General features: G+C 64.6%; 18 protein-coding genes and 1 tRNA gene. All 19 read right to left on the bottom strand.

Translation table 11 applies throughout. The features are described from left to right. Positions 1–98: 98 nt before the first annotated feature. Positions 99–1,538, bottom strand: a complete 1,440-nt coding sequence (gene nuoN, locus ACPEES_RS20095) for an NADH-quinone oxidoreductase subunit NuoN (RefSeq protein ID WP_435105607.1) — start codon at positions 1,536–1,538, stop codon at positions 99–101. A 55-nt stretch (positions 1,539–1,593) separates the two neighbouring features. Then, positions 1,594–3,108, bottom strand: coding sequence for an NADH-quinone oxidoreductase subunit M (locus tag ACPEES_RS20100; protein WP_435105609.1), 1,515 nt, complete (start codon positions 3,106–3,108; stop codon positions 1,594–1,596). 63 nt (positions 3,109–3,171) lie between these two features. Beyond that, positions 3,172–5,187 carry an NADH-quinone oxidoreductase subunit L gene (gene nuoL, locus ACPEES_RS20105; protein WP_435105611.1) on the bottom strand — a complete coding sequence of 672 codons (2,016 nt, stop codon included), beginning with the start codon at positions 5,185–5,187 and terminating at the stop codon, positions 3,172–3,174. Between the two features lie 4 nt (positions 5,188–5,191). Continuing rightward, positions 5,192–5,497, bottom strand: coding sequence for an NADH-quinone oxidoreductase subunit NuoK (nuoK, locus tag ACPEES_RS20110; RefSeq protein ID WP_018717698.1), 306 nt, complete (start codon positions 5,495–5,497; stop codon positions 5,192–5,194). A 32-nt stretch (positions 5,498–5,529) separates the two neighbouring features. After that, complete coding sequence (locus ACPEES_RS20115; protein WP_435105661.1) at positions 5,530–6,141, bottom strand: NADH-quinone oxidoreductase subunit J; 612 nt, start codon at positions 6,139–6,141, stop codon at positions 5,530–5,532. A 72-nt stretch (positions 6,142–6,213) separates the two neighbouring features. After that, complete coding sequence (gene nuoI / locus ACPEES_RS20120) at positions 6,214–6,702, bottom strand: NADH-quinone oxidoreductase subunit NuoI (RefSeq protein WP_435105613.1); 489 nt, start codon at positions 6,700–6,702, stop codon at positions 6,214–6,216. 36 nt (positions 6,703–6,738) lie between these two features. Beyond that, positions 6,739–7,758, bottom strand: a complete 1,020-nt coding sequence (gene nuoH / locus ACPEES_RS20125) for an NADH-quinone oxidoreductase subunit NuoH (RefSeq protein WP_435105615.1) — start codon at positions 7,756–7,758, stop codon at positions 6,739–6,741. Between the two features lie 97 nt (positions 7,759–7,855). Further along, a complete protein-coding gene (gene nuoG / locus ACPEES_RS20130; protein ID WP_435105617.1) occupies positions 7,856–10,255 on the bottom strand; it encodes an NADH-quinone oxidoreductase subunit NuoG in 2,400 nt (799 codons plus the stop codon). Then, complete coding sequence (nuoF, locus tag ACPEES_RS20135) at positions 10,252–11,532, bottom strand: NADH-quinone oxidoreductase subunit NuoF (protein ID WP_435105619.1); 1,281 nt, start codon at positions 11,530–11,532, stop codon at positions 10,252–10,254. The genes nuoG and nuoF overlap by 4 nt, the downstream gene beginning before the upstream one ends. A gap of 2 nt (positions 11,533–11,534) precedes the next feature. Further along, complete coding sequence (gene nuoE / locus ACPEES_RS20140) at positions 11,535–12,044, bottom strand: NADH-quinone oxidoreductase subunit NuoE (RefSeq protein ID WP_435105621.1); 510 nt, start codon at positions 12,042–12,044, stop codon at positions 11,535–11,537. Further along, positions 12,041–13,294, bottom strand: coding sequence for an NADH-quinone oxidoreductase subunit D (locus tag ACPEES_RS20145; protein ID WP_435105623.1), 1,254 nt, complete (start codon positions 13,292–13,294; stop codon positions 12,041–12,043). Before ACPEES_RS20145 ends, nuoE begins: the two co-directional genes overlap by 4 nt. Beyond that, entirely contained in the window at positions 13,287–14,024 is a 738-nt protein-coding gene (locus ACPEES_RS20150; RefSeq protein ID WP_435105626.1) for an NADH-quinone oxidoreductase subunit C, read from the bottom strand. Before ACPEES_RS20150 ends, ACPEES_RS20145 begins: the two co-directional genes overlap by 8 nt. 15 nt (positions 14,025–14,039) lie before the next feature. Next, positions 14,040–14,516, bottom strand: a complete 477-nt coding sequence (locus ACPEES_RS20155; protein ID WP_435105628.1) for a NuoB/complex I 20 kDa subunit family protein — start codon at positions 14,514–14,516, stop codon at positions 14,040–14,042. Next, positions 14,507–14,863 carry an NADH-quinone oxidoreductase subunit A gene (locus ACPEES_RS20160; protein WP_435105630.1) on the bottom strand — a complete coding sequence of 119 codons (357 nt, stop codon included), beginning with the start codon at positions 14,861–14,863 and terminating at the stop codon, positions 14,507–14,509. The genes ACPEES_RS20155 and ACPEES_RS20160 overlap by 10 nt, the downstream gene beginning before the upstream one ends. Before the next feature lie 173 nt (positions 14,864–15,036). Beyond that, positions 15,037–15,121 (bottom strand) — tRNA-Leu (locus ACPEES_RS20165). Between the two features lie 80 nt (positions 15,122–15,201). Then, positions 15,202–15,549 (bottom strand): preprotein translocase subunit SecG, encoded by a 348-nt coding sequence (gene secG / locus ACPEES_RS20170; protein WP_435105632.1) that lies wholly within the window; start codon positions 15,547–15,549, stop codon positions 15,202–15,204. Positions 15,550–15,583: 34 nt separating this feature from the next. Next, positions 15,584–16,333 (bottom strand): triose-phosphate isomerase, encoded by a 750-nt coding sequence (gene tpiA, locus ACPEES_RS20175; protein WP_435105634.1) that lies wholly within the window; start codon positions 16,331–16,333, stop codon positions 15,584–15,586. Positions 16,334–16,388: 55 nt separating this feature from the next. Beyond that, on the bottom strand, positions 16,389–17,750 hold the full coding sequence (gene glmM, locus ACPEES_RS20180; RefSeq protein ID WP_435105636.1) for a phosphoglucosamine mutase: 1,362 nt from the start codon (positions 17,748–17,750) through the stop codon (positions 16,389–16,391). Then, entirely contained in the window at positions 17,747–18,604 is an 858-nt protein-coding gene (gene folP, locus ACPEES_RS20185; protein ID WP_435105639.1) for a dihydropteroate synthase, read from the bottom strand. Before folP ends, glmM begins: the two co-directional genes overlap by 4 nt. Position 18,605: the final 1 nt, after the last annotated feature.

An 18,605-nucleotide genomic window follows, 5' to 3' on the forward strand; every position in this document is an offset into this window, starting at 1 on the left:
AGGCCCAAACTCCGGCCGCCTGATGGCGCTCTCACCATCGCCCGTTCAGGCTCATCTCTGGATTGGAAAGGACTCCCTGATTCCCCTGATCCGCGAGACTAACCAGCGAATGCGGCGCGGCAGACGGCAAACAGCCAGCCCGGAAAGATCCCCAGGGCGAGAATGGCGGCCCCGTTGAGGCCACAGACCCACCGCACCGCCGTGGAGGCCGGCACGGCGTGAGCATGTCCTTCGATGCGCTCGAAATACACGGCCTTGAGCACCCGAAGATAGTAGAAGGCACTGATGACCGCGAACAGCACCGCCACCACCGCCAGCCACACGTGGCCCGCGTCCACCACGGCCTTGAGAACGGCCCACTTGGCATAGAAACCCACGGTACCGGGCACGCCCGTCATCGAGAACATGACCAGCAGCATCACCAGCGCCATGCCGGTACTGCGGTCGTTGAGACCGGAGAGATCATCGATGCGCTCGGCCTCGTCGTCCCGACGCGAAAGTACGATGATCATGCCGAACGCCGCTGCCGCCATGAGCGAGTAGCTGATGGCATAGAACAGTGCCGCCGCATAGCCCTCGTCGTTGCCGGCAATGAAACCGAGAAACAGAAAGCCGATATGCGCGATGGTCGAATACGCGAGCAGGCGCTTGAAATTCGTCTGCACCAGCGCGAACAACGAGCCAACGGCGAGCGAGGCCACCGCGACCATCATCGCCATCACCTGCCAGTCGCCGTGCAGCTCACCGAGGCCGCCGGCGATGAGGCGCAGGAACAACGGCACGGCCGCGATCTTCGAGACGGTACCGATGAACATCGTCGTCGGTGTCGCCGCCCCCTGATAAACATCGGGGACCCACATGTGGAACGGCACGGCACCGAACTTGAAGGCCACCCCGACGAGCGCGAACGTCAGGCCGAAGCCGAGCAGCAGGTTGTCATCACCACTTGCCGCCGCCTGGGCGATAGTCGCGAACTCGAGGCTGCCGGCGCCGCCATAGATCATCGACATGCCGTAGAGCAGCATGCCGGAAGACAGCGCGCCGAGCACGAAGTACTTCAGCGCCGCCTCGGAGGCGATGCGGCTGTCACGGTCGAAAGCGACCATGGCATAGAGCGAGAGCGACATCAGCTCCAGGCCCAGATACAGCGTGAGCATGTTCGCCGCCGAGGAGATGACGAAGCCGCCGAGCACGCCGAACAGGCCGATGAGATAGAACTCGCCCCGCAGCAGCCCGCGTTGACGCAGGTAGTCGCGGCTATAGGCGAAAGCGAGGAACGCGAACGCGGCGATGGCGACCTTCAACACCGCCGCCAGGCTGTCGGCGGCATAGGTGCCGTTGAAATCCACCACGTTCTCGCCCCATTGCGCCTGCACTGCGAGCCACATGGCCACGAGCAGCGTGACCTGGACCAGGTAGAACGCCGGCGCGCTCTCCTTGCCCCGGGCGAACAGGTCCACCACCAGCACCACGCAGAGCATGGCGAACAGCCACAGCTCCGGAAGCGCCAGGGAGAAATTCGGCATCACGAACGTCATAGTTACCCTCAAACCGGTTCCGTTGGACGTGCCGTCCCGTTCAATCCCGTGGGCGTCAGCCGCCCGCCATCACACGTTCGGCCAGCGCCTGCAGCGATGGCTCCATGACCTCGACCAGTGGCTGCGGCCAGATACCGAGCGCGAGCACGGCCAGCGCCAGCACGCCGAGGACCAGGAACTCACGCCGGCTCACGTCCGACAGCGCAGCGACCTCCTCGTTGGCCACCTCACCGTAGACGACCCGCTTGATCATCCACAGCGTATAGCCCGCCGCCAGTACCAGCGTGGTGGCGGCGAGGAAAGCGAACCAGAAATCGGCCTTGAACGCCGCCAGGATCACCATGAACTCGCCGACGAAGCCCGAGGTGCCGGGCAGCCCCGCGTTCGCCATGGCGAAGAGCACGAAGAACCCGGCAAACACCGGCATCCGGTTGGCGACCCCGCCATAATCACGAATCATGCGCGTGTGCATACGGTCGTAGAGCACGCCGACGCACAGGAACATCGCCGCGGAGACGAAGCCGTGGGAGATCATCTGCACGGCCCCGCCCTCCAGCGCGAGCACCACGCCGCTGTCACCCGCGCCGGTATTCGCCGCGATCCCGAAAATGGCGAAGAAACCGAGCGTGACGAAGCCCATGTGGGCGACCGAGGAATAGGCGATGAGCTTCTTCATGTCCTCCTGCACGATCGCCACCAGGCCGATGTAGACCACCGCAATCAACGACAGGGCGATCATCAGCCAATCCAGCTCCAGGCTCGCCCCGGGTGTGATCGGGAGGCTGAAGCGGAGGAAGCCATAGCCGCCGATTTTCAGCATGATCGCCGCCAGAATCACCGAGCCGCCGGTCGGAGCCTCCACGTGTGCATCCGGCAGCCAGGTGTGCACCGGCCACATCGGCACCTTCACGGCGAATGCGGCGAGGAAGGCCAGGAACAGCAGCACCTGAACCCCCGGCGCGAGGCCCAGGCCGTAGAAGTCCAGAATCGAGAAGCTATCGGCCTGGAACTGGAGATAAATCAGCGCCACCAGCATCAGCACGGAGCCGAGGAAGGTGTACAGGAAGAATTTGAGCGTCGCGTAAATGCGGTTAGGCCCGCCCCATATCCCGATGATGAGGAACATGGGGATCAGCATCGCCTCCCAGAATACGTAGAACAGGATGGCGTCGAGGGCGCTGAACACACCCACCATGATGCCTTCCATCACCAGAAAGGCGGCGAGGTATTGCTGCGGCTTGTAACGGATCACTTCCCAACCGGCGATCACCACCAGCACCGTGGCGAAGGTGGTGAGCAGGATCAGCGGCAGGGAGATGCCGTCGATTCCCAGGTAATACTCGACGCCGAAGGTCTCGATCCACGCCGCCCGCTCCACGAACTGCATCGCCGCGGTGCCGGTCTCGAATTCACCCCACAGCGCCAGGCTCAGCACGAACGTCACCGCACTCACGCCGAGCGCCAGACGGCGAGTGAACTCCGGTGCCCGTTCGCCGGTCACCATCACCGCGACACCGCCCAGGATGGGCAGCCAGATGAGCAGGCTCAGCAGAGGCCAACCTTCAAACATTCGTCCGTTCCTTGCCGTCGATGGATCGAGATCCGCTCAAGGCGGGGCTATCAGCGCAGCGCATCACGCGAACCAGCCCCGGGTCGTTCCCAGTAGCCACGTCATCAGAATCAGCAGGCCGATGATCATGGCGAAGGCATAGTGGTACAGGTAACCCGACTGGACGCCCCGCAAGGTCGCCGCCATACGGCCGATCACGCGCACGGTTCCATGGATCAGCACACCGTCGATGAGACCGACATCCCCGCCTTTCCACAGCGCCCGGCCAATGCCGCGACCGGTGGCGGCGAACCCGTTGATCCACAGCTCGTCGAAGCCGTACTTGCGCTCGAGCACCCTCTGCACCGGTGCCAAGCGGTCACGCACGCCAGGCAGCAGATCAGGGCGCCGGAAGTACAGCAGCCAGGCCACCACGACACCGGCCAAAGCCAGCCAGAATGCCGGATTCACGAGCGCGTGAAACCCGAACGAGATGGGGCCGTGCCAGACATGTGCGCCCATTTCCGCGAGCACGTCATTGCCTTCAGCCACGAACAGGGAACCGCCGAAGTAGTCGCCGAACAGCATCGGCCCCGTCGTGAACAATCCGATCGCCACCGACGGAATCGCCAGCAAAATCAGCGGAACCGTGACCACACGCGGGCTCTCGTGTAGGTGCTCGCGGGTGTGCTCGTCCATGCGCTCGCGGCCGTGGAACACCATGAAGAACAACCGGAACGAATACAGCGCGGTGACGAACACGCCGAGCAGCACGCACCAGTAAGCGAACCCGGCCCCCGGACGCCCGGCCTCGGCAGCGAGGTGCGCTGCCTCGATAATGGCGTCCTTGGAGTAGTAACCGGAGAAGAACGGTGTACCGATGAGCGCCAGAGAACCGATCAGCATGGTCCAGTAGGTCACCGGCATGTAACGGCGCAACCCGCCCATCTCCGACATGTCCTGCTTGTGGTGCATGGCGATGATGACCGAGCCCGCCCCCAGGAACAGCAGCGCCTTGAAGAACGCGTGTGTCATCAGGTGGAAGACGCCAGCGGCATACGCGGAGGCACCCAGCGCAACGAACATGTAGCCGAGCTGCGAGAGTGTGGAATACGCGATCACCCGCTTGATGTCGTTCTGCACCAGCCCGACGAGCCCCATGAAGAACGCGGTGAGCGCACCGATGACGAGAATGAGCGACAGCGCGACCTCGGAGAGCTCGTAGAGCGGCGACATGCGCGCCACCATGAAGATGCCCGCGGTCACCATGGTGGCCGCGTGGATCAACGCGGAGATCGGCGTCGGGCCTTCCATGGAGTCAGGCAACCAGACGTGCAGCGGCACCTGCGCGGATTTGCCCATCGCGCCGATGAACAACAATACACAGGCCACGCTCGCCACCATCATCTCACCGCCGAACAGTGACATGGTCTGAGCCGGGAGAGACTGTGCCGTGTCGAACACCGCCGCGTAATCGAGGCTGCCGTAATACATCCAGACGGTGGCGATCCCGAGCAGGAAGCCGAAATCCCCGACCCGGTTGACCAGAAAGGCCTTAAGGTTCGCGAATACCGCCGTCGGGCGGTTGAGCCAGAAGCCAATGAGCAGATAGGAGACAAGACCCACCGCCTCCCAGCCGAAGAACAGCTGCAGGAAATTGTTCGCCATCACCAGCATCAGCATGGAGAAGGTGAACAGGTTGATGTAGCTGAAGAAGCGCTGGTAGCTCGCACGTCCGGCACCGCTTGCCTCGGGCCAGTTGTGCTCGTCATCGGCCATGTAGCCGATGGTGTAGATGTGGACCATGAGCGAGACGAAGGTCACCACGACCATCATCATCGCCGTGAGCCGGTCGACGAGCACGCCCACCTCGAGCGTGAGGCCGTCGATGGCGGCCCAGGTGTAGAGCGCCCCGTCGAACGGCGCCACCGAACCGGTGAGCAGGCCGATCAACGTCACGAAGGATAGCAGGCAGGACAACCCCACCGCGGCGATAGTCAGCCTGTGAGCACCGGTACGCCCAATGCGTTGACCAAACAGGCCGGCGATCGCGGCACCGATCAGCGGTGCCAGGATGATGGCGATATATACGGTCTGCATGCGCTCAGCCCTTCATGCTGTCCAGGTCGCCCACATTGATCGTGTCGCGGTTGCGGAAAAGCACCACGAGGATGGCCAGGCCGATGGCCGATTCCGCCGCAGCCACGGTGAGGATGAAGAACACGAATACCTGTCCGTGAATGTCGCCGAGAGCGCTCGAGAAGGCGATGAAGTTGAAATTCACCGCCAGCAGGATGAGCTCGATCGACATCAACAGGATCAGAGCGTTCTTGCGGTTGAGAAAGATGCCGGCGACACCGAGGCTGAACAGGATCGCCCCGAGCACCAGATAATGCGACAGTTCCAGCATGTCTGCGTCCCGACGGTCGTGGGATTATTCGTTTACTCGTGTTTGTCTGCGCTCATGCGCACCAGGCGGAGCCGCTGGTCCTTGCGCACCCGTACCTGACGGGCGACATCCTGGTGCTTGGTACCCTCGCGCCGGCGCAGGGTGAGCATGATCGCGGCGACGATCGCGAGCAGCAGCACCACCGACGCGACCTCGAAGGGATAAACGTAAACGGTGTAGAGCACATTACCGATAAGCGCGGTATTGCTTACATCGGTACCGACCCCCCCGAGCGTTTCGCCACCTTCGGCGAGGCCCACCGCCCCGAGCTGCCCCGAGCCCACCACCAGCAGCATCTCCAGCAGCATGGCGACACCCACCATCGCGCCGATGGGCAGATAGCGGGCGAAACCTTCGCGCAGCGGCGCCAGATTGATGTCGAGCATCATCACCACGAACAGGAACAGCACCATGACCGCGCCGACGTAGACGAGCACCAGTGCGATTCCCAGGAACTCGGCCTGCGCCATCAGCCACAGCACGCCGCTGTTGAAGAACGCCAGCACCAGAAAGAGTGCCGAGTGCACCGGATTGCGCGCGGTGATGACCATGGTGGCTGCGAAGATCAGCACCGCCGCGAATAGGTAGAAGATGATCAGCTCAATCACGTCGCCTGCTTCCTAGGGCCGGTTAACGGTTACCAAGCATGCCCTGTTGGGGGATTTGCCCGCCGGTGCCTACCGGTACGGGGCGTCGGCCGCGCGATCCCGGGCCAGCTGTTCCTCGTACTCGTCGCCGAAGGCGAGCAGCTCGTTCTTGTGCACGATCTGCTCGCCGCGCTCCTCGAAGTGATACTCGAACACGCGCGTCTCGACGATGGAGTCCACCGGGCAGGACTCCTCGCAGAAGCCGCAGTAAATGCACTTGAACAGGTCTATGTCGTAGCGCGTGGTCCGGCGCGTACCGTCCTCGCGGGGCTCGGACTCGATCGTGATGGCCAGCGCCGGGCACACGGCCTCGCAGAGCTTGCAGGCGATGCAACGCTCTTCGCCGTTGGGATAACGGCGCAGCGCATGCCGCCCGCGAAAGCGCGGTGACTGCGGCGCCCGCTCGTCCGGATACTCGATCGTGTACTTGTCGTCAAACAGGTGCCGGCCGGTGAGCTTCAGACCCTTGACCAGCTCCACCAGCAGGAAGCTGTTGAAGAAGTCGCGCACTGCTTGCATGTAAGCCTCCAGCTTATTGGGGCCTTTTGACAGGTCCTAGAACCACGGGCCGAACCCGGTGAGGATGAACACCGATTCGACGACCAGCCAGACCACGGTTACGGGGATCAGGACCTTCCAGCCCAGGCGCATGATCTGGTCGTAGCGATAGCGCGGGAAAGTGCCGCGGAACCAGATGTAGCAGAACAGGAAGAACGCGGCCTTGAGGCAGAACCAGATGATCCCCGGTACCACGTCGAAGATCGGACCCAGCAGCGGCAGCCCATGGAATGGCGAGTACCACCCCCCCAGGAACATGATCGCGGCAAGGCCGGAGATCATGATCATGTTCGCGTACTCGGCCAGGAAGAAGACGGCGAACGCCATGCCCGAGTATTCCACGTGAAAGCCGGCGACGATCTCGGACTCGCCCTCGGCGACGTCGAACGGCAGGCGGTTGGTCTCCGCCACACCGGAAATCCAGTAAACGATGAATAGCGGCAGCAGCGGCAGCCAGAACCAGTTCCAGATCGGCCCCTGCTGCGCCTCCACGATCTCGCTGATGTTGAGGCTGCCGGCAGCCATGAGCACACCCACCAGCGCAAAGCCCATGGCAATCTCGTAAGACACCACCTGGGCACCGGCTCGCAGTGCCCCGAGCAGCGCGTACTTCGAGTTGGACGCCCAGCCACCGAGGATAATGCCGTAGACGCCCAGCGACGCCATCGCGAGCACGTACAGCAGGCCCGCGTTGATGTCCGCGATGACGAGACCGTCTCCCACCGGCAGCACCGCCCATACGGCCAGTGCCGGCATGATCGAGAGCATGGGGGCAAGCACGAACAGACCGCGATTGGCGCTCTGCGGCAGCACGATCTCCTTGAGCATGAGCTTCAGCGCGTCGGCGATCGGCTGCAGCAATCCGTAAAAGCCCACGCGATTGGGGCCGCGGCGCAGCTGGATCCAGCTGATCACCTTGCGCTCGGCGTAAGTCATGTACGCCACGGCAAGCAGCAGGGGCACCAGCAATGCCACGATCTTGGCGAGTATCCACGCCAGTTCGATGATTTCCGACATGCCTTTCTCGCTTGTTCTCCGGTTGCAGTCCGCGCGACCGAATCAGGGCCTGTTGTCGTGTCCCGAGCACGCGGCGCCCGGGGCCATGTCAACAGCCCTATGCGCGGGCCAGCTTCACCTCGCCGATAATCGGGCCAAGCCCCTCGCTGCCCTCGACGCCGCTGTCCACCCAGACGGTATCGGCGGGTACGGCGTCGTCCACCGCAAGCGGCAGACGGCGTTCGACACCGCCCTGGGTGACCATCACCCAATCGCCGTCAGCGACATCCAGTGCCTGTGCGGTCTGCGGCGCTACCGCTGCGACCGCACCCCGCGCCTGCGGCGTACGCTGCAATGCCTGGCCGCGCCGAACGAGCGGATCCGTACCATAGAGAGCGACACCACCGACGCGCAGCAACCCTTCCAGACGCACCGGCTCCGCCACGGCACCGCGCCAGGCGTCACCGCCCGGAGTCGCAGTCGCCGCGCGCTCGCGAACCTCCACGTGGATCTCATCCGGTGCCTGGTAGTCGAAGCCTTCCAGACCGAGCAGATTGCCGAGCACACGCAGCACACGCCAGCCCGGACGCGCCTCGCCGACCGGACGGCCGACGCCGGCGAAAGTCTGCCAATCGCCCTGGGCGTTGACGAAAGTGCCGGCGGTCTCGCCGAACGTGGCCACCGGCAGGATGACATCGGCCCAGGCCTTCATCGCTTCCGTCACCCAGGGCGAGAACGCCAGGGTGAACTCCGCCTCCGCCAGCGCCCGGGTACCACCCGCGCCGTCCCGGAAGTCGTGCTCGGGCTCGAGGCCGAAGGTCACGAACCCGGGTTTGCCGGCGGCGAGCATCCCGTCCGCGGTCTCACCACCGGCCTTGCGACCGCCAACCGCGCGGTGCGGCACGGCGCCGGCAAGCCATCCACCGGCACTGTTGGCCCCACTGGTGAGAACACCGAACGTCGCGCCGGTCAGCTCCGCGATCAATGCCGCGAGGGCTCGCAGTTCGGAACCGGCTGGATGTCCCTCCACAAGCCCACCGGTGAACACCGCTTTGCGATCGCCGGATCGCAGAGCCTCGGCAATTCCCCGATGGCGATCGGTGACCGTGACGTCATAGCACCCGGTCCATTCCGGCAGCGCCGCCTCCGACTGCTCCGCGGCGGCCGCGGCGATCGCCGCCACCTCGCGGGTCAACGTTGAAGCCGGCGTCACGAGCTCCTCGGCCGGTTCGTAATTCCAGTCGAACGCGCGCGGGTTGGCGAACATGATCCGGCCGCCGGCGCATGCGGCCTTGCGCAGGCGCAGGTTGAGCAGCGGCTGCTCCCAGCGCGTGTAACCGCCGACCACCAGCGCCGCATCGAGTCGTTCGATCTCGGCGATCGACAGGCCGAGGTAAGGCCAGGCCGGTGCCCGGTCGTCATCCCGGAAATCCGCCTGGCGCAGGCGATGATCGATGTGATCGCTGCCCAGCGCGCGCATCAGGCGGGCGAGCAGGTACATCTCCTCGGTGGTCGCGCTCGGGGAGACCAGCGCGCCGAGCCCGTCGCTGCCGTGGCGGGAAATGATGCCGCGCAGGCCCTCGACCGCGCGCTCCAGGGCCGTTTCCCAGTCGGTCTCGCGCCACTCGCCATTGTCCTTGACCAGCGGCCGCTGCAAGCGGTCTTCGCTGTAGATGCCCTCGTAGCTGTAGCGGTCGCGATCGGCGATCCAGGTTTCGTTGACCGCCTCGTTCTCCCGCGGAACGATACGCTTGACGGTGCCGCGCACGTGATGGAGGTTCACGTTCGCGCCAATGGCATCATGGGGGCTCACCGAAGGGTGACTGAGCATCTCCCAGGCGCGGGCGCGGAAGCGGAAGGGCTTGTTGGTAAGCGCACCGACGGGGCAGAGGTCGATGATGTTGCCGGATAGCTCCGAGTGAACCCCGCGCCCCACCCAGGTACCGATCTCAGTGTGCTCGCCCCGGAACATGCCGCCAAGCTCGGAGGTTCCGGCGATTTCGTCGAGGAAGCGCACGCAGCGGGTGCAATGGATGCAGCGCGTCATCTCCGTGGCCACCAGCGGCCCAAGGTCCTCGTCCTTGACGACGCGCTTGCGCTCGACGAAGCGGGAAACGCTCCGCCCATAGCCCATGGAGACGTCCTGAAGCTCGCACTCCCCACCCTGATCGCAGATCGGGCAGTCCAGCGGATGGTTGATGAGCAGGAACTCCATCACCCCGCGCTGCGCCTTGAGCGCGCGCTCCGACTGCGTCGCCACCACCATGCCATCGCCAACCGCCGTGGCACAGGCCGGCAGCGGCTTCGGCGCCGGACGACCGTTCATTTCCACGTCGACGAGGCACATGCGGCAGTTCGCCGGGGCGGAGAGCTTGCGATGGTAGCAAAAGCGCGGGATGTCGATTCCCTGCTCATCGGCCACCTGAATGATGCTCGCACCCTTCGGGGCCTCGATCTCGCGACCGTCGATGGTCACGGTCACGGTGTTCGGCTTGGTGTCCTCGACCTTCGCGTTCATGCTGCCGCCTCGACCATGGAGCGCTTGTGCTCGATGTAGTACTCGAACTCGTGCCGCCAGTGCTTGAGCACGCCCTGCACGGGCCAGGCCGCCGCCTCGCCGAAGGCGCAGATCGTATGCCCGGCGATTTGCCCTGCCGCGGCTTCGAGCAGCTCGAGGTCCTCCGACCGCCCGCGACCCTCGTAAATACGCTTGATCACCCGGTGCATCCAGCCTGTGCCTTCACGGCACGGGGTGCACTGGCCACAGGACTCCGCGTAGTAGAACCGGGAGATGCGCAGGATCGCCTTGACCATGTCGGTGGTCTCGTCCATGACCACGACCGCCCCCGAGCCGAGGCCGGATCCGGCCTTCTGGATGGCGTCGTAGTCCATGGTCAGCTCCATCATGGTCTCCGCCGGGAGCATGGGCATGGAGGATCCGCCCGGGATCACCGCCTTGAGCCGGCGCCCCTCGCGCATGCCCCCAGCCATCTCGAGGAGATCCTTGAACGGCGTGCCCAGCGGGATCTCGAAGTTGCCCGGCTTGGCCACGTGCCCCGAAACGGAGAAGATCTTGGTACCGCCGGCGTTGGGGATACCCAGATCCAGGAACCAGTCGGCCCCGTTGCGGATGACGGACGGGACCGAGGCGAGGGTCTCGGTGTTGTTGATGGTCGTCGGCCGGCCGTAGACGCCGAACTGCGCGGGAAACGGCGGCTTGTTGCGCGGCTGGCCCTTCTTGCCCTCTAGCGACTCCATCAGCGCCGATTCTTCGCCGCAGATGTAAGCACCGGCGCCGATGTGGTTGTAGAGCTCGAAGTCGAATCCGGAACCAAGAATGTTCTCGCCCACATAGCCCTGCTCGCGGGCTTCGGCGAGGGCCTGCTCCATGCGCTCGAACGGCTCCTTCATGAACTCGCCGCGGAGGTAGTTGTAGCCGTGGGTCGCGCCCATGGCATAGCCGGCGATGACCATGCCCTCGATAAGCGCGTGGGGGTTGTAGCGCAGGATATCGCGATCCTTGCAGGTCCCCGGCTCGGACTCATCGGAGTTACAGAGCAGGTACTTCGCCCCCGGCGCGTCCTTGGGCATGAAGCTCCACTTCATGCCCGCGGGAAATCCCGCCCCGCCGCGGCCGCGCAGCGACGACTTCTTGACTTCCTCGATGACATCCTCACGGGACATGCCATCGGCGAGCACTCGCTTCAGTGCCTGGTAGCCACCGACCTTGAGGTAGTTCTCCAGCGTCCAGGGCTCGTCGAATTGGAGCGTCGCGTAGCAGACCTCGTTTGCCATGGCTACTCCAGGTTATCCAGGATTTGGTCGGCTTTTTCCGGCGTGAGGTGCGTGTGGTACTCCTCGTCCACCAGCATCATGGGCGCGCCGGTGCATCCCGCCAGGCACTCATCCTCCTGCTTGAGGGTGATGCGCCCGTCCGGCGTGGTTTCGCCGACCTTGATACCGAGCTTGCGCTCGATATGCTCGAGCAACTCTTCGCCGCCGCAGAGCATGCACGAGATATTCGTGCAGACATTGACCTTGTGGCGGCCCACCGGCTGGGTGTCGAACATGGAGTAGAACGTCGCCACCTCATAAACCTTCACCGGCGGCAAGCCCAAGTAATCGGCGACGGCGTCGACGAGCTCGCGGGACAGCCAGCCGCCATTGCCCTCCTGGGCGATGTGCAACGCAGGAATCACTGCCGAGCGCCGCCCCTTCTCGTCATCGGGGTACTTGGCGAGCCAGTGATCGATCTCCTCGCGCTGGTGGGGGGTTAGATGCTTGTCTGCCAGACGCTCGGCGCTCACCGGTCGACCTCCCCGAATACGATGTCCATCGTGCCCATGACGGTGACCACGTCAGCGAGCATGTGTCCGCGAACCATCTCGTCCATCGCCGCCATGTGTGGAAACCCGGGCGCGCGCAGCTTCAGCCGGTACGGCTTGTTGGCACCGTCGGAGACGATGTACGCGCCGAACTCCCCTTTGGGCGCCTCCACCGCCGCGTACACCTCACCGGCAGGCACGGTGTAACCCTCGGTGAAGAGCTTGAAGTGGTGAATGAGGGACTCCATGTCGTCCTTCATCTGCTCGCGGGTGGGCGGTGTGACCTTGTGGTCCTCCAGCCGCACCGGCCCCTCGTTGTGCTGCAGCCACCGCGCACACTGCTTGATGATGCGCACGGACTGACGCATTTCCTCGATACGCACCAGGTAGCGGTCATAGCAATCGCCGTTGGTACCCACCGGGATGTCGAAGTCCATGCGGTCGTAGACCTCGTAGGGTTGCTTCTTGCGCAAATCCCACTCGACGCCGGAGCCGCGCAGCATCGGTCCGGTAAAGCCCAGCTGCAGAGCGCGCTCCGGCGGCACGACGGCGACGTCCACCAGGCGCTGCTTCCAGATGCGATTGTCCGTGAGCAGCGTTTCGAACTCGTCGATGACGCCCGGGAAGCGCTCGCAAAAGGCTTCGATGAAGTCGAGCATCGAGCCCTGGCGGTCGCGGTTGAGGCGTTTCAAGTCGGCCTCGCTGCGGTGCGGGGACGGCTCGTAGCACGACATCTGCCGGGGCAGGTCACGGTTGACGCCGCCCGGGCGATAGTAGGTCGCGTGCAGGCGTGCGCCGCTGACCGCCTCGTAGACGTCCATGAGCTCTTCGCGCTCGCGGAACGCATAAAGGAATACGGTCATCGCACCCACGTCCAGCCCGTGCGCACCGATCCACAGCAAGTGATTGAGGATCCGGGTGATCTCATCGAACATCACCCGAATGTACTGGGCGCGCTCCGGTGGCGTGACCCCGAGCAGCTTCTCGATGGCGAGCACGTAGGCGTGCTCGTTGCACATCATGGACACGTAGTCGAGACGGTCCATGTAGCCGATGCTGTGATTGAAAGGCTTGGTCTCGGCGAGCTTTTCCGTCGCCCTGTGCAACAGCCCGATGTGCGGGTCCGCGCGGCGAACCGTCTCGCCGTCCATCTCGAGGACGAGGCGAAGCACGCCGTGTGCGGCGGGATGCTGCGGCCCGAAGTTTACCGTGTAGCTGCTAATCTCAGGCATCGGCGCCACCTTTCTCACCGGCCGCGGAATCGGCGTAGCGATTGTCCTCGCGAATGACCCGCGGCACCGTCACACGCGGCTCGATGCTCACCGGCTCGTAGACCACGCGCCCCTTCTCCTCGTCGTAGCGGACCTCGACGTTGCCGATCAGGGGAAAGTCCTTGCGGAAGGGGTGGCCGACGAAGCCGTAGTCCGTGAGGATGCGGCGCAGGTCGGGATGCCCGTCGAAGACGATACCGTACAGATCGAACGCCTCGCGCTCGAACCAGTCGGCACAACGCCAGATCGGCACCACCGAATCGAGGACCGGGAAATTGTCGTCAGCGGCATAACAACGCACCCGCAGTCGCGCATTGTGCGTCAGCGACAGCAGGTGATAGACGGCTGCGAAACGCCGCCCCGTGCTCGAGCGGATTTCCTGGACACCGTAGATACCGGTCAGCCCCAGCCGCCCGGTGGTAAAACCGTCGACGCCACGGCTGAAGCCGATACCGGTTGCCTCCTGGGTGATCCATTCATCTTCGCCATAGGCACCGTAGTCCACGCCCGCGATGTCGATGAGCTCGGCGAAGGCGAGATCGTCGCGATCACGCAGCTCCTGCATGGCGCCGTAAAGATCGTCGGGCTCGAGCTCGATATCGACTTCGTCGTGCGCCACCGAAATGTGCCGGAGGCGGTCACCGAGCGCGTTGCGCACGCGCCGGACCAGTTCTTCCGCGGAAAGGGCCATGAGAATGCGCTCTCCTCAGCGGGCGATGGTATTGGTGCGGCGGATTTTCTTCTGCAACTGGATGATGCCGTAGAGCAGTGCCTCTGCCGTCGGCGGACAGCCTGGCACGTAAATATCCACCGGCACGATGCGATCGCAGCCGCGCACCACTGAATACGAATAGTGATAGTAGCCGCCGCCGTTGGCGCAGGAGCCCATGGAGATGACCCAACGGGGCTCGGGCATCTGGTCATAGACGCGACGCAGAGCCGGCGCCATCTTGTTGACCAGCGTGCCGGCGACGATCATGACGTCGGACTGGCGGGGCGACGGGCGGAAGATTATACCGAATCGGTCCATGTCATAACGGGCCGCGCCGGTATGCATCATTTCCACGGCGCAGCACGCGAGCCCGAAGGTCATCGGCCACAGCGAACCGGTTCGCGCCCAGTTGATCAGCTTGTCCGCGGAGGTGGTCACGAACCCCCGCTCGAGAACGCCTTCTATTCCCATTCCAGCGCCCCCTTTCTCCACTCGTAGAGGAACCCGACCAGGAGAACGCCGACGAACACCGCCATGGCGGCGAAGCCGAAGAGCCCGACCTCGTCGAGCACGATCGCCCACGGAAAGAGGAACGCGATCTCCAGGTCGAATATGATGAACAGAATGGCCACGAGGTAATAACGCACATCGAACTGCATGCGCGAATCCTCGAAGGCCTCAAAGCCGCACTCGTATGGCGCGAGCTTTTCGTCGTCCGGTCGCCGCGGCGCCAGGATAAAACCGAGCGCTGGCAGCAGTACGCCCAACCCGACGGCGAGCGCGATGAAAACGAGGATCGGCAGATAAGACTCAAGCATGGCCGCTACCCCAACGCTCTGGATGACGCCCCGAGAGGATAGGGCCCGCCTGGCGGCAGGCCGCCGGCAGTGTAGGCGAGCGGCGACACTTATGTCAAATTCGTGTCGCGCTGCATCTTCTTATAAAACAGGAAGTTACCGCGGACCGGACGGTCCGCGTAACCGAGAAGATATGGTGCGGATGGCCGGACTCGAACCGGCACGGCTTTCGCCACTGCCCCCTCAAGACAGCGTGTCTACCAGTTCCACCACATCCGCTATCTGGAAGTGTCCACCGGGCTGTCGCCCGAAAGAGCGTGCACTATAGCAAAGCACCCACTCAGACGCAATCGCCCAGCCTACTCGGCAGGCGCGGGAGCCGCCGGCTCTTCGGGCGGAGCAACGGGTGCCTCTTCAGCCGGCTCTTCCACCGCCGGCGCACCAGCCTCCATGACGCTGCCCGTCTCGTCGTAGGTACCCGCCATCATCGCCAACACAAGGCTGGTACCGAAGAAACCCGCGGCCATCACCGCCGTCACCTTGCTGAGAAACGACGCCGATCCGCGCGAGCCGAACACCGTTCCGGAGGCCCCGCTGCCGAACGCCGCCCCCGCATCCGCGCCCTTGCCATGCTGAAGCAGCACCACGGCGATCAGGCCGAGGGAAAGCAGCACATGGACGGAGAGCAACCCGCTGTAAATGGACATCTAATCGCCCCGTGTCATGGCTCGACCGCCCGGCTCAACCGGCCGTGCGGCAAATACTCAGAAAATCGTCAGGTACCAGAGACGCACCGCCGATGAGGCCACCATCGACGTCCTCCATGGCCACAAGCGCAGCGGCATTGGCGGCCTTCATGCTGCCGCCGTAGAGGATGCGTAGCCGTTCACCGTGGTCGGCGTCGAGCTGCGCCACGCGTTGACGCACGAATGCGTGCACCGCCTGCGCCTGCTCCGGCGTCGCCGTATGCCCGGTGCCAATCGCCCAGACCGGCTCGTAGGCAACCACGGCATCGGCGAACGCATCATCGCCTGCGACCTCGACGACGGCGGCGAGCTGCCGCGCGATGACCGACTCGGTTTCTCCGGCTTCACGCTCGGCGAGCGTCTCACCGACGCACAATATCGGCACCAGGCCACCAGCGAGAGCGGCCGCGAAACGCTTCGCCACCAGCTCATCGCTTTCGCCGTAATGCGTTCGACGCTCGGAGTGACCGACCAACGCATACCGACAACCGAACTCCGCCAGCATGGCAGCGCTCACTTCGCCGGTATAGGCCCCGGATGCCTGGTCCGCGACGTTCTGGGCGCCGACGCGAACGTCGCCCCCTTCACATATCGCGACCACGTCCGGCAAATGAACGAACGGCGGGAGCACGGCCACCTCCACATCGGCAAACGGTGCCCCGTCATGGATGGCCCGTGCCAGCGCGCCAGCATTGGCGCGTGTGCCGTTCATTTTCCAGTTGCCGGCGATGAGCGGTTTGCGCATTATGACGTCCCGGTCCTGTTCAGGCCGCAGAGGGTACCCGCGGCTCGAATGGAAATCAATCGGCCGCCTGCGGGGCGGTCGCGAACGCATCCGCGACGCGGTCAGCGAGCTGCCCGACGAGCCGCTCGACAGTCTCGCGCTCGCGACCTTCCACCATCACCCGCACGACCGGCTCGGTGCCCGAAGGCCGCAGCAGCACGCGCCCGGCCTCGCCAAGCTGCCCCTCGACCTCCCGCACCGCCTCGGCGACGCCGTCGACCTCCCACGGATCGCGACGCACGGCCACGGGGACATTGATCATGTGCTGGGGCAGCCGCTCCATACCCTGGCACAGCTCCGAGAGCGAGCGTCCGGTCTTGACGGCACGGCCCAGCACCTGCAACGCCGAGACCACACCGTCACCAGTACTGGTGCGGTCGAGGCAGACGATATGCCCCGAGGACTCACCGCCCAGCGTCCCCTCGCGCTCGAGCAGACGCTCCAGCACGTAGCGGTCGCCGACCTTGGTGCGCTCGAATGCCACGTCGAGCTCCCGCAACGCAAGCTCGAGGCCCAGATTGGACATGAGCGTGCCTACGACCGGACCGCGCAACTCGCCGGCATCGCGACGCTCCCCTGCAATGATCCATAGCAGGTCGTCGCCATCGAGCAGCTCGCCGTGTTCGTCGACCATGATGACCCGGTCGCCATCGCCATCGAGCGCGATACCGGCGTGGGCACCGCGTTCGGCGACCTCGCGGCGCAGCCGCTCCGGATGCAGCGAGCCGCAGTCGACGTTGATGTTCAGCCCGTCCGGATCGGTACCGACACGAAACACTTCCGCGCCGAGCTCACGAAAGACCGCCGGAGCGACCTGATAACCGGCGCCGTTGGCGCAGTCCACCACCAGACGCAGCCCCGACAGGTCGACACCCGCCCGCATCGTATGCTTGCAGAACTCGATGTACCGGCCTGTCGCATCCACCATCCGGTAGGCCTTGCCCAGGGCCTCCGAGGACACGGTCTCCAACTGCTTGTCGAGCTGTGCCTCGATCGCTTCCTCGGTGGCATCGTCGAGCTTGCGGCCGAGCGAGGAGAAGAACTTGATGCCGTTATCGTAATGGGGGTTGTGCGAGGCGCTGATCACGATCCCGGCGTTGGCCTGAAGTGTCTTCGTCAGATATGCAATCGCCGGCGTCGGCATCGGCCCGAGCAGCTGGATGTTGACTCCGGCGGCGGACAACCCCGCCTCCAGCGCCGACTCGAACATGTAGTTCGACAGCCGCGTGTCCTTGCCGATCAGCACCTGGTTATTGGTACCACGCCCGGCCAGTACGCGCCCGGCTGCCCAGCCAAGCTTGAGCATGAAGTCCGCGGTGATCGGATATTCGCCGACCCGGCCGCGGATGCCGTCAGTGCCAAAGTAACGTCTGGTCATTGCCCCCTGCCTGCCGCGCCCGCGCGGCGTACGTAGTCGACCACCGTGAGCGCGTCCACCGTGGCGGCCACGTCATGGGTACGCACGATGCGCGCCCCGGCCTGCGCTGCCAGCACCGCAGCAGCCAGGCTCCCGGCGACCCGCTCCTTGGGCGGACGGTCGACGATCTGTCCAATGAACGATTTACGCGAGAGCCCGATCAATACGGGCAGGTCGAGCGCATTGAACGCATCCAGCCTGGCGAGCAGCGTGGCGTTATGCGTCATGCTCTTACCAAACCCGAACCCCGGATCGATGACGATGCGCTCCGCCGGTATCCCCGCCTGGGTGCAAGTCGCGACGCGCTCGTGAAGGAAACCGAGAACATCCTCGACCACGTCGTCGTATTGCGGATCGAGCTGCATGTTGCGCGGCGTGCCGCGCATATGCATCAAGCACACCGGCAACCCCGTCTCGACGGCGGCGTCGAGAGCGCCGGGACGCTGAAGCGCCATGACATCATTGATCAGGCCGGCACCGGCCGCGGCCGCCGCGCGGATGACTTCCGGCTTGGTGGTATCCACAGAGATCGGCACCGAGAGCTCGCCGGCGAGCGCCTCGATCACCGGCATCACTCGCGCCAGCTCGTCGTCGACACTCACGTCCGCCGCGCCCGGTCGGGTGGACTCCCCGCCGATATCGATAATAGCGGCGCCTTCGGCGACCAGCTCCCGGGCCCGGGACAGCGCGCTGTCGGGTGAGAGGAAATCACCCCCGTCCGAAAAGGAGTCGGGGGTGACATTGAGCACGCCCATCACCACGGGCGACGTGAGATCCAGCGGTCGCCCACCGCAGTCCAGACTCGTCACTGCCATA

Source organism: Arhodomonas sp. AD133, assembly GCF_051195215.1.
Lineage (GTDB): Bacteria > Pseudomonadota > Gammaproteobacteria > Nitrococcales > Nitrococcaceae > Arhodomonas.

Excerpts from the sequence above, each read along its gene's own strand:
- nuoN (WP_435105607.1), bottom strand. The coding sequence starts at position 1,538 with ATGACGTTCGTGATGCCGAATTTCTCCCTGGCGCTTCCGGAGCTGTGG.
- ACPEES_RS20100 (WP_435105609.1), bottom strand. The coding sequence starts at position 3,108 with ATGTTTGAAGGTTGGCCTCTGCTGAGCCTGCTCATCTGGCTGCCCATC.
- nuoL (WP_435105611.1), bottom strand. The coding sequence starts at position 5,187 with ATGCAGACCGTATATATCGCCATCATCCTGGCACCGCTGATCGGTGCC.
- nuoK (WP_018717698.1), bottom strand. The coding sequence starts at position 5,497 with ATGCTGGAACTGTCGCATTATCTGGTGCTCGGGGCGATCCTGTTCAGC.
- nuoI (WP_435105613.1), bottom strand. The coding sequence starts at position 6,702 with ATGCAAGCAGTGCGCGACTTCTTCAACAGCTTCCTGCTGGTGGAGCTG.
- nuoH (WP_435105615.1), bottom strand. The coding sequence starts at position 7,758 with ATGTCGGAAATCATCGAACTGGCGTGGATACTCGCCAAGATCGTGGCA.
- nuoG (WP_435105617.1), bottom strand. The coding sequence starts at position 10,255 with ATGAACGCGAAGGTCGAGGACACCAAGCCGAACACCGTGACCGTGACC.
- nuoF (WP_435105619.1), bottom strand. The coding sequence starts at position 11,532 with ATGGCAAACGAGGTCTGCTACGCGACGCTCCAATTCGACGAGCCCTGG.
- ACPEES_RS20145 (WP_435105623.1), bottom strand. The coding sequence starts at position 13,294 with ATGCCTGAGATTAGCAGCTACACGGTAAACTTCGGGCCGCAGCATCCC.
- ACPEES_RS20150 (WP_435105626.1), bottom strand. The coding sequence starts at position 14,024 with ATGGCCCTTTCCGCGGAAGAACTGGTCCGGCGCGTGCGCAACGCGCTC.
- ACPEES_RS20155 (WP_435105628.1), bottom strand. The coding sequence starts at position 14,516 with ATGGGAATAGAAGGCGTTCTCGAGCGGGGGTTCGTGACCACCTCCGCG.
- ACPEES_RS20160 (WP_435105630.1), bottom strand. The coding sequence starts at position 14,863 with ATGCTTGAGTCTTATCTGCCGATCCTCGTTTTCATCGCGCTCGCCGTC.
- secG (WP_435105632.1), bottom strand. The coding sequence starts at position 15,549 with ATGTCCATTTACAGCGGGTTGCTCTCCGTCCATGTGCTGCTTTCCCTC.
- tpiA (WP_435105634.1), bottom strand. The coding sequence starts at position 16,333 with ATGCGCAAACCGCTCATCGCCGGCAACTGGAAAATGAACGGCACACGC.
- glmM (WP_435105636.1), bottom strand. The coding sequence starts at position 17,750 with ATGACCAGACGTTACTTTGGCACTGACGGCATCCGCGGCCGGGTCGGC.
- folP (WP_435105639.1), bottom strand. The coding sequence starts at position 18,604 with ATGGCAGTGACGAGTCTGGACTGCGGTGGGCGACCGCTGGATCTCACG.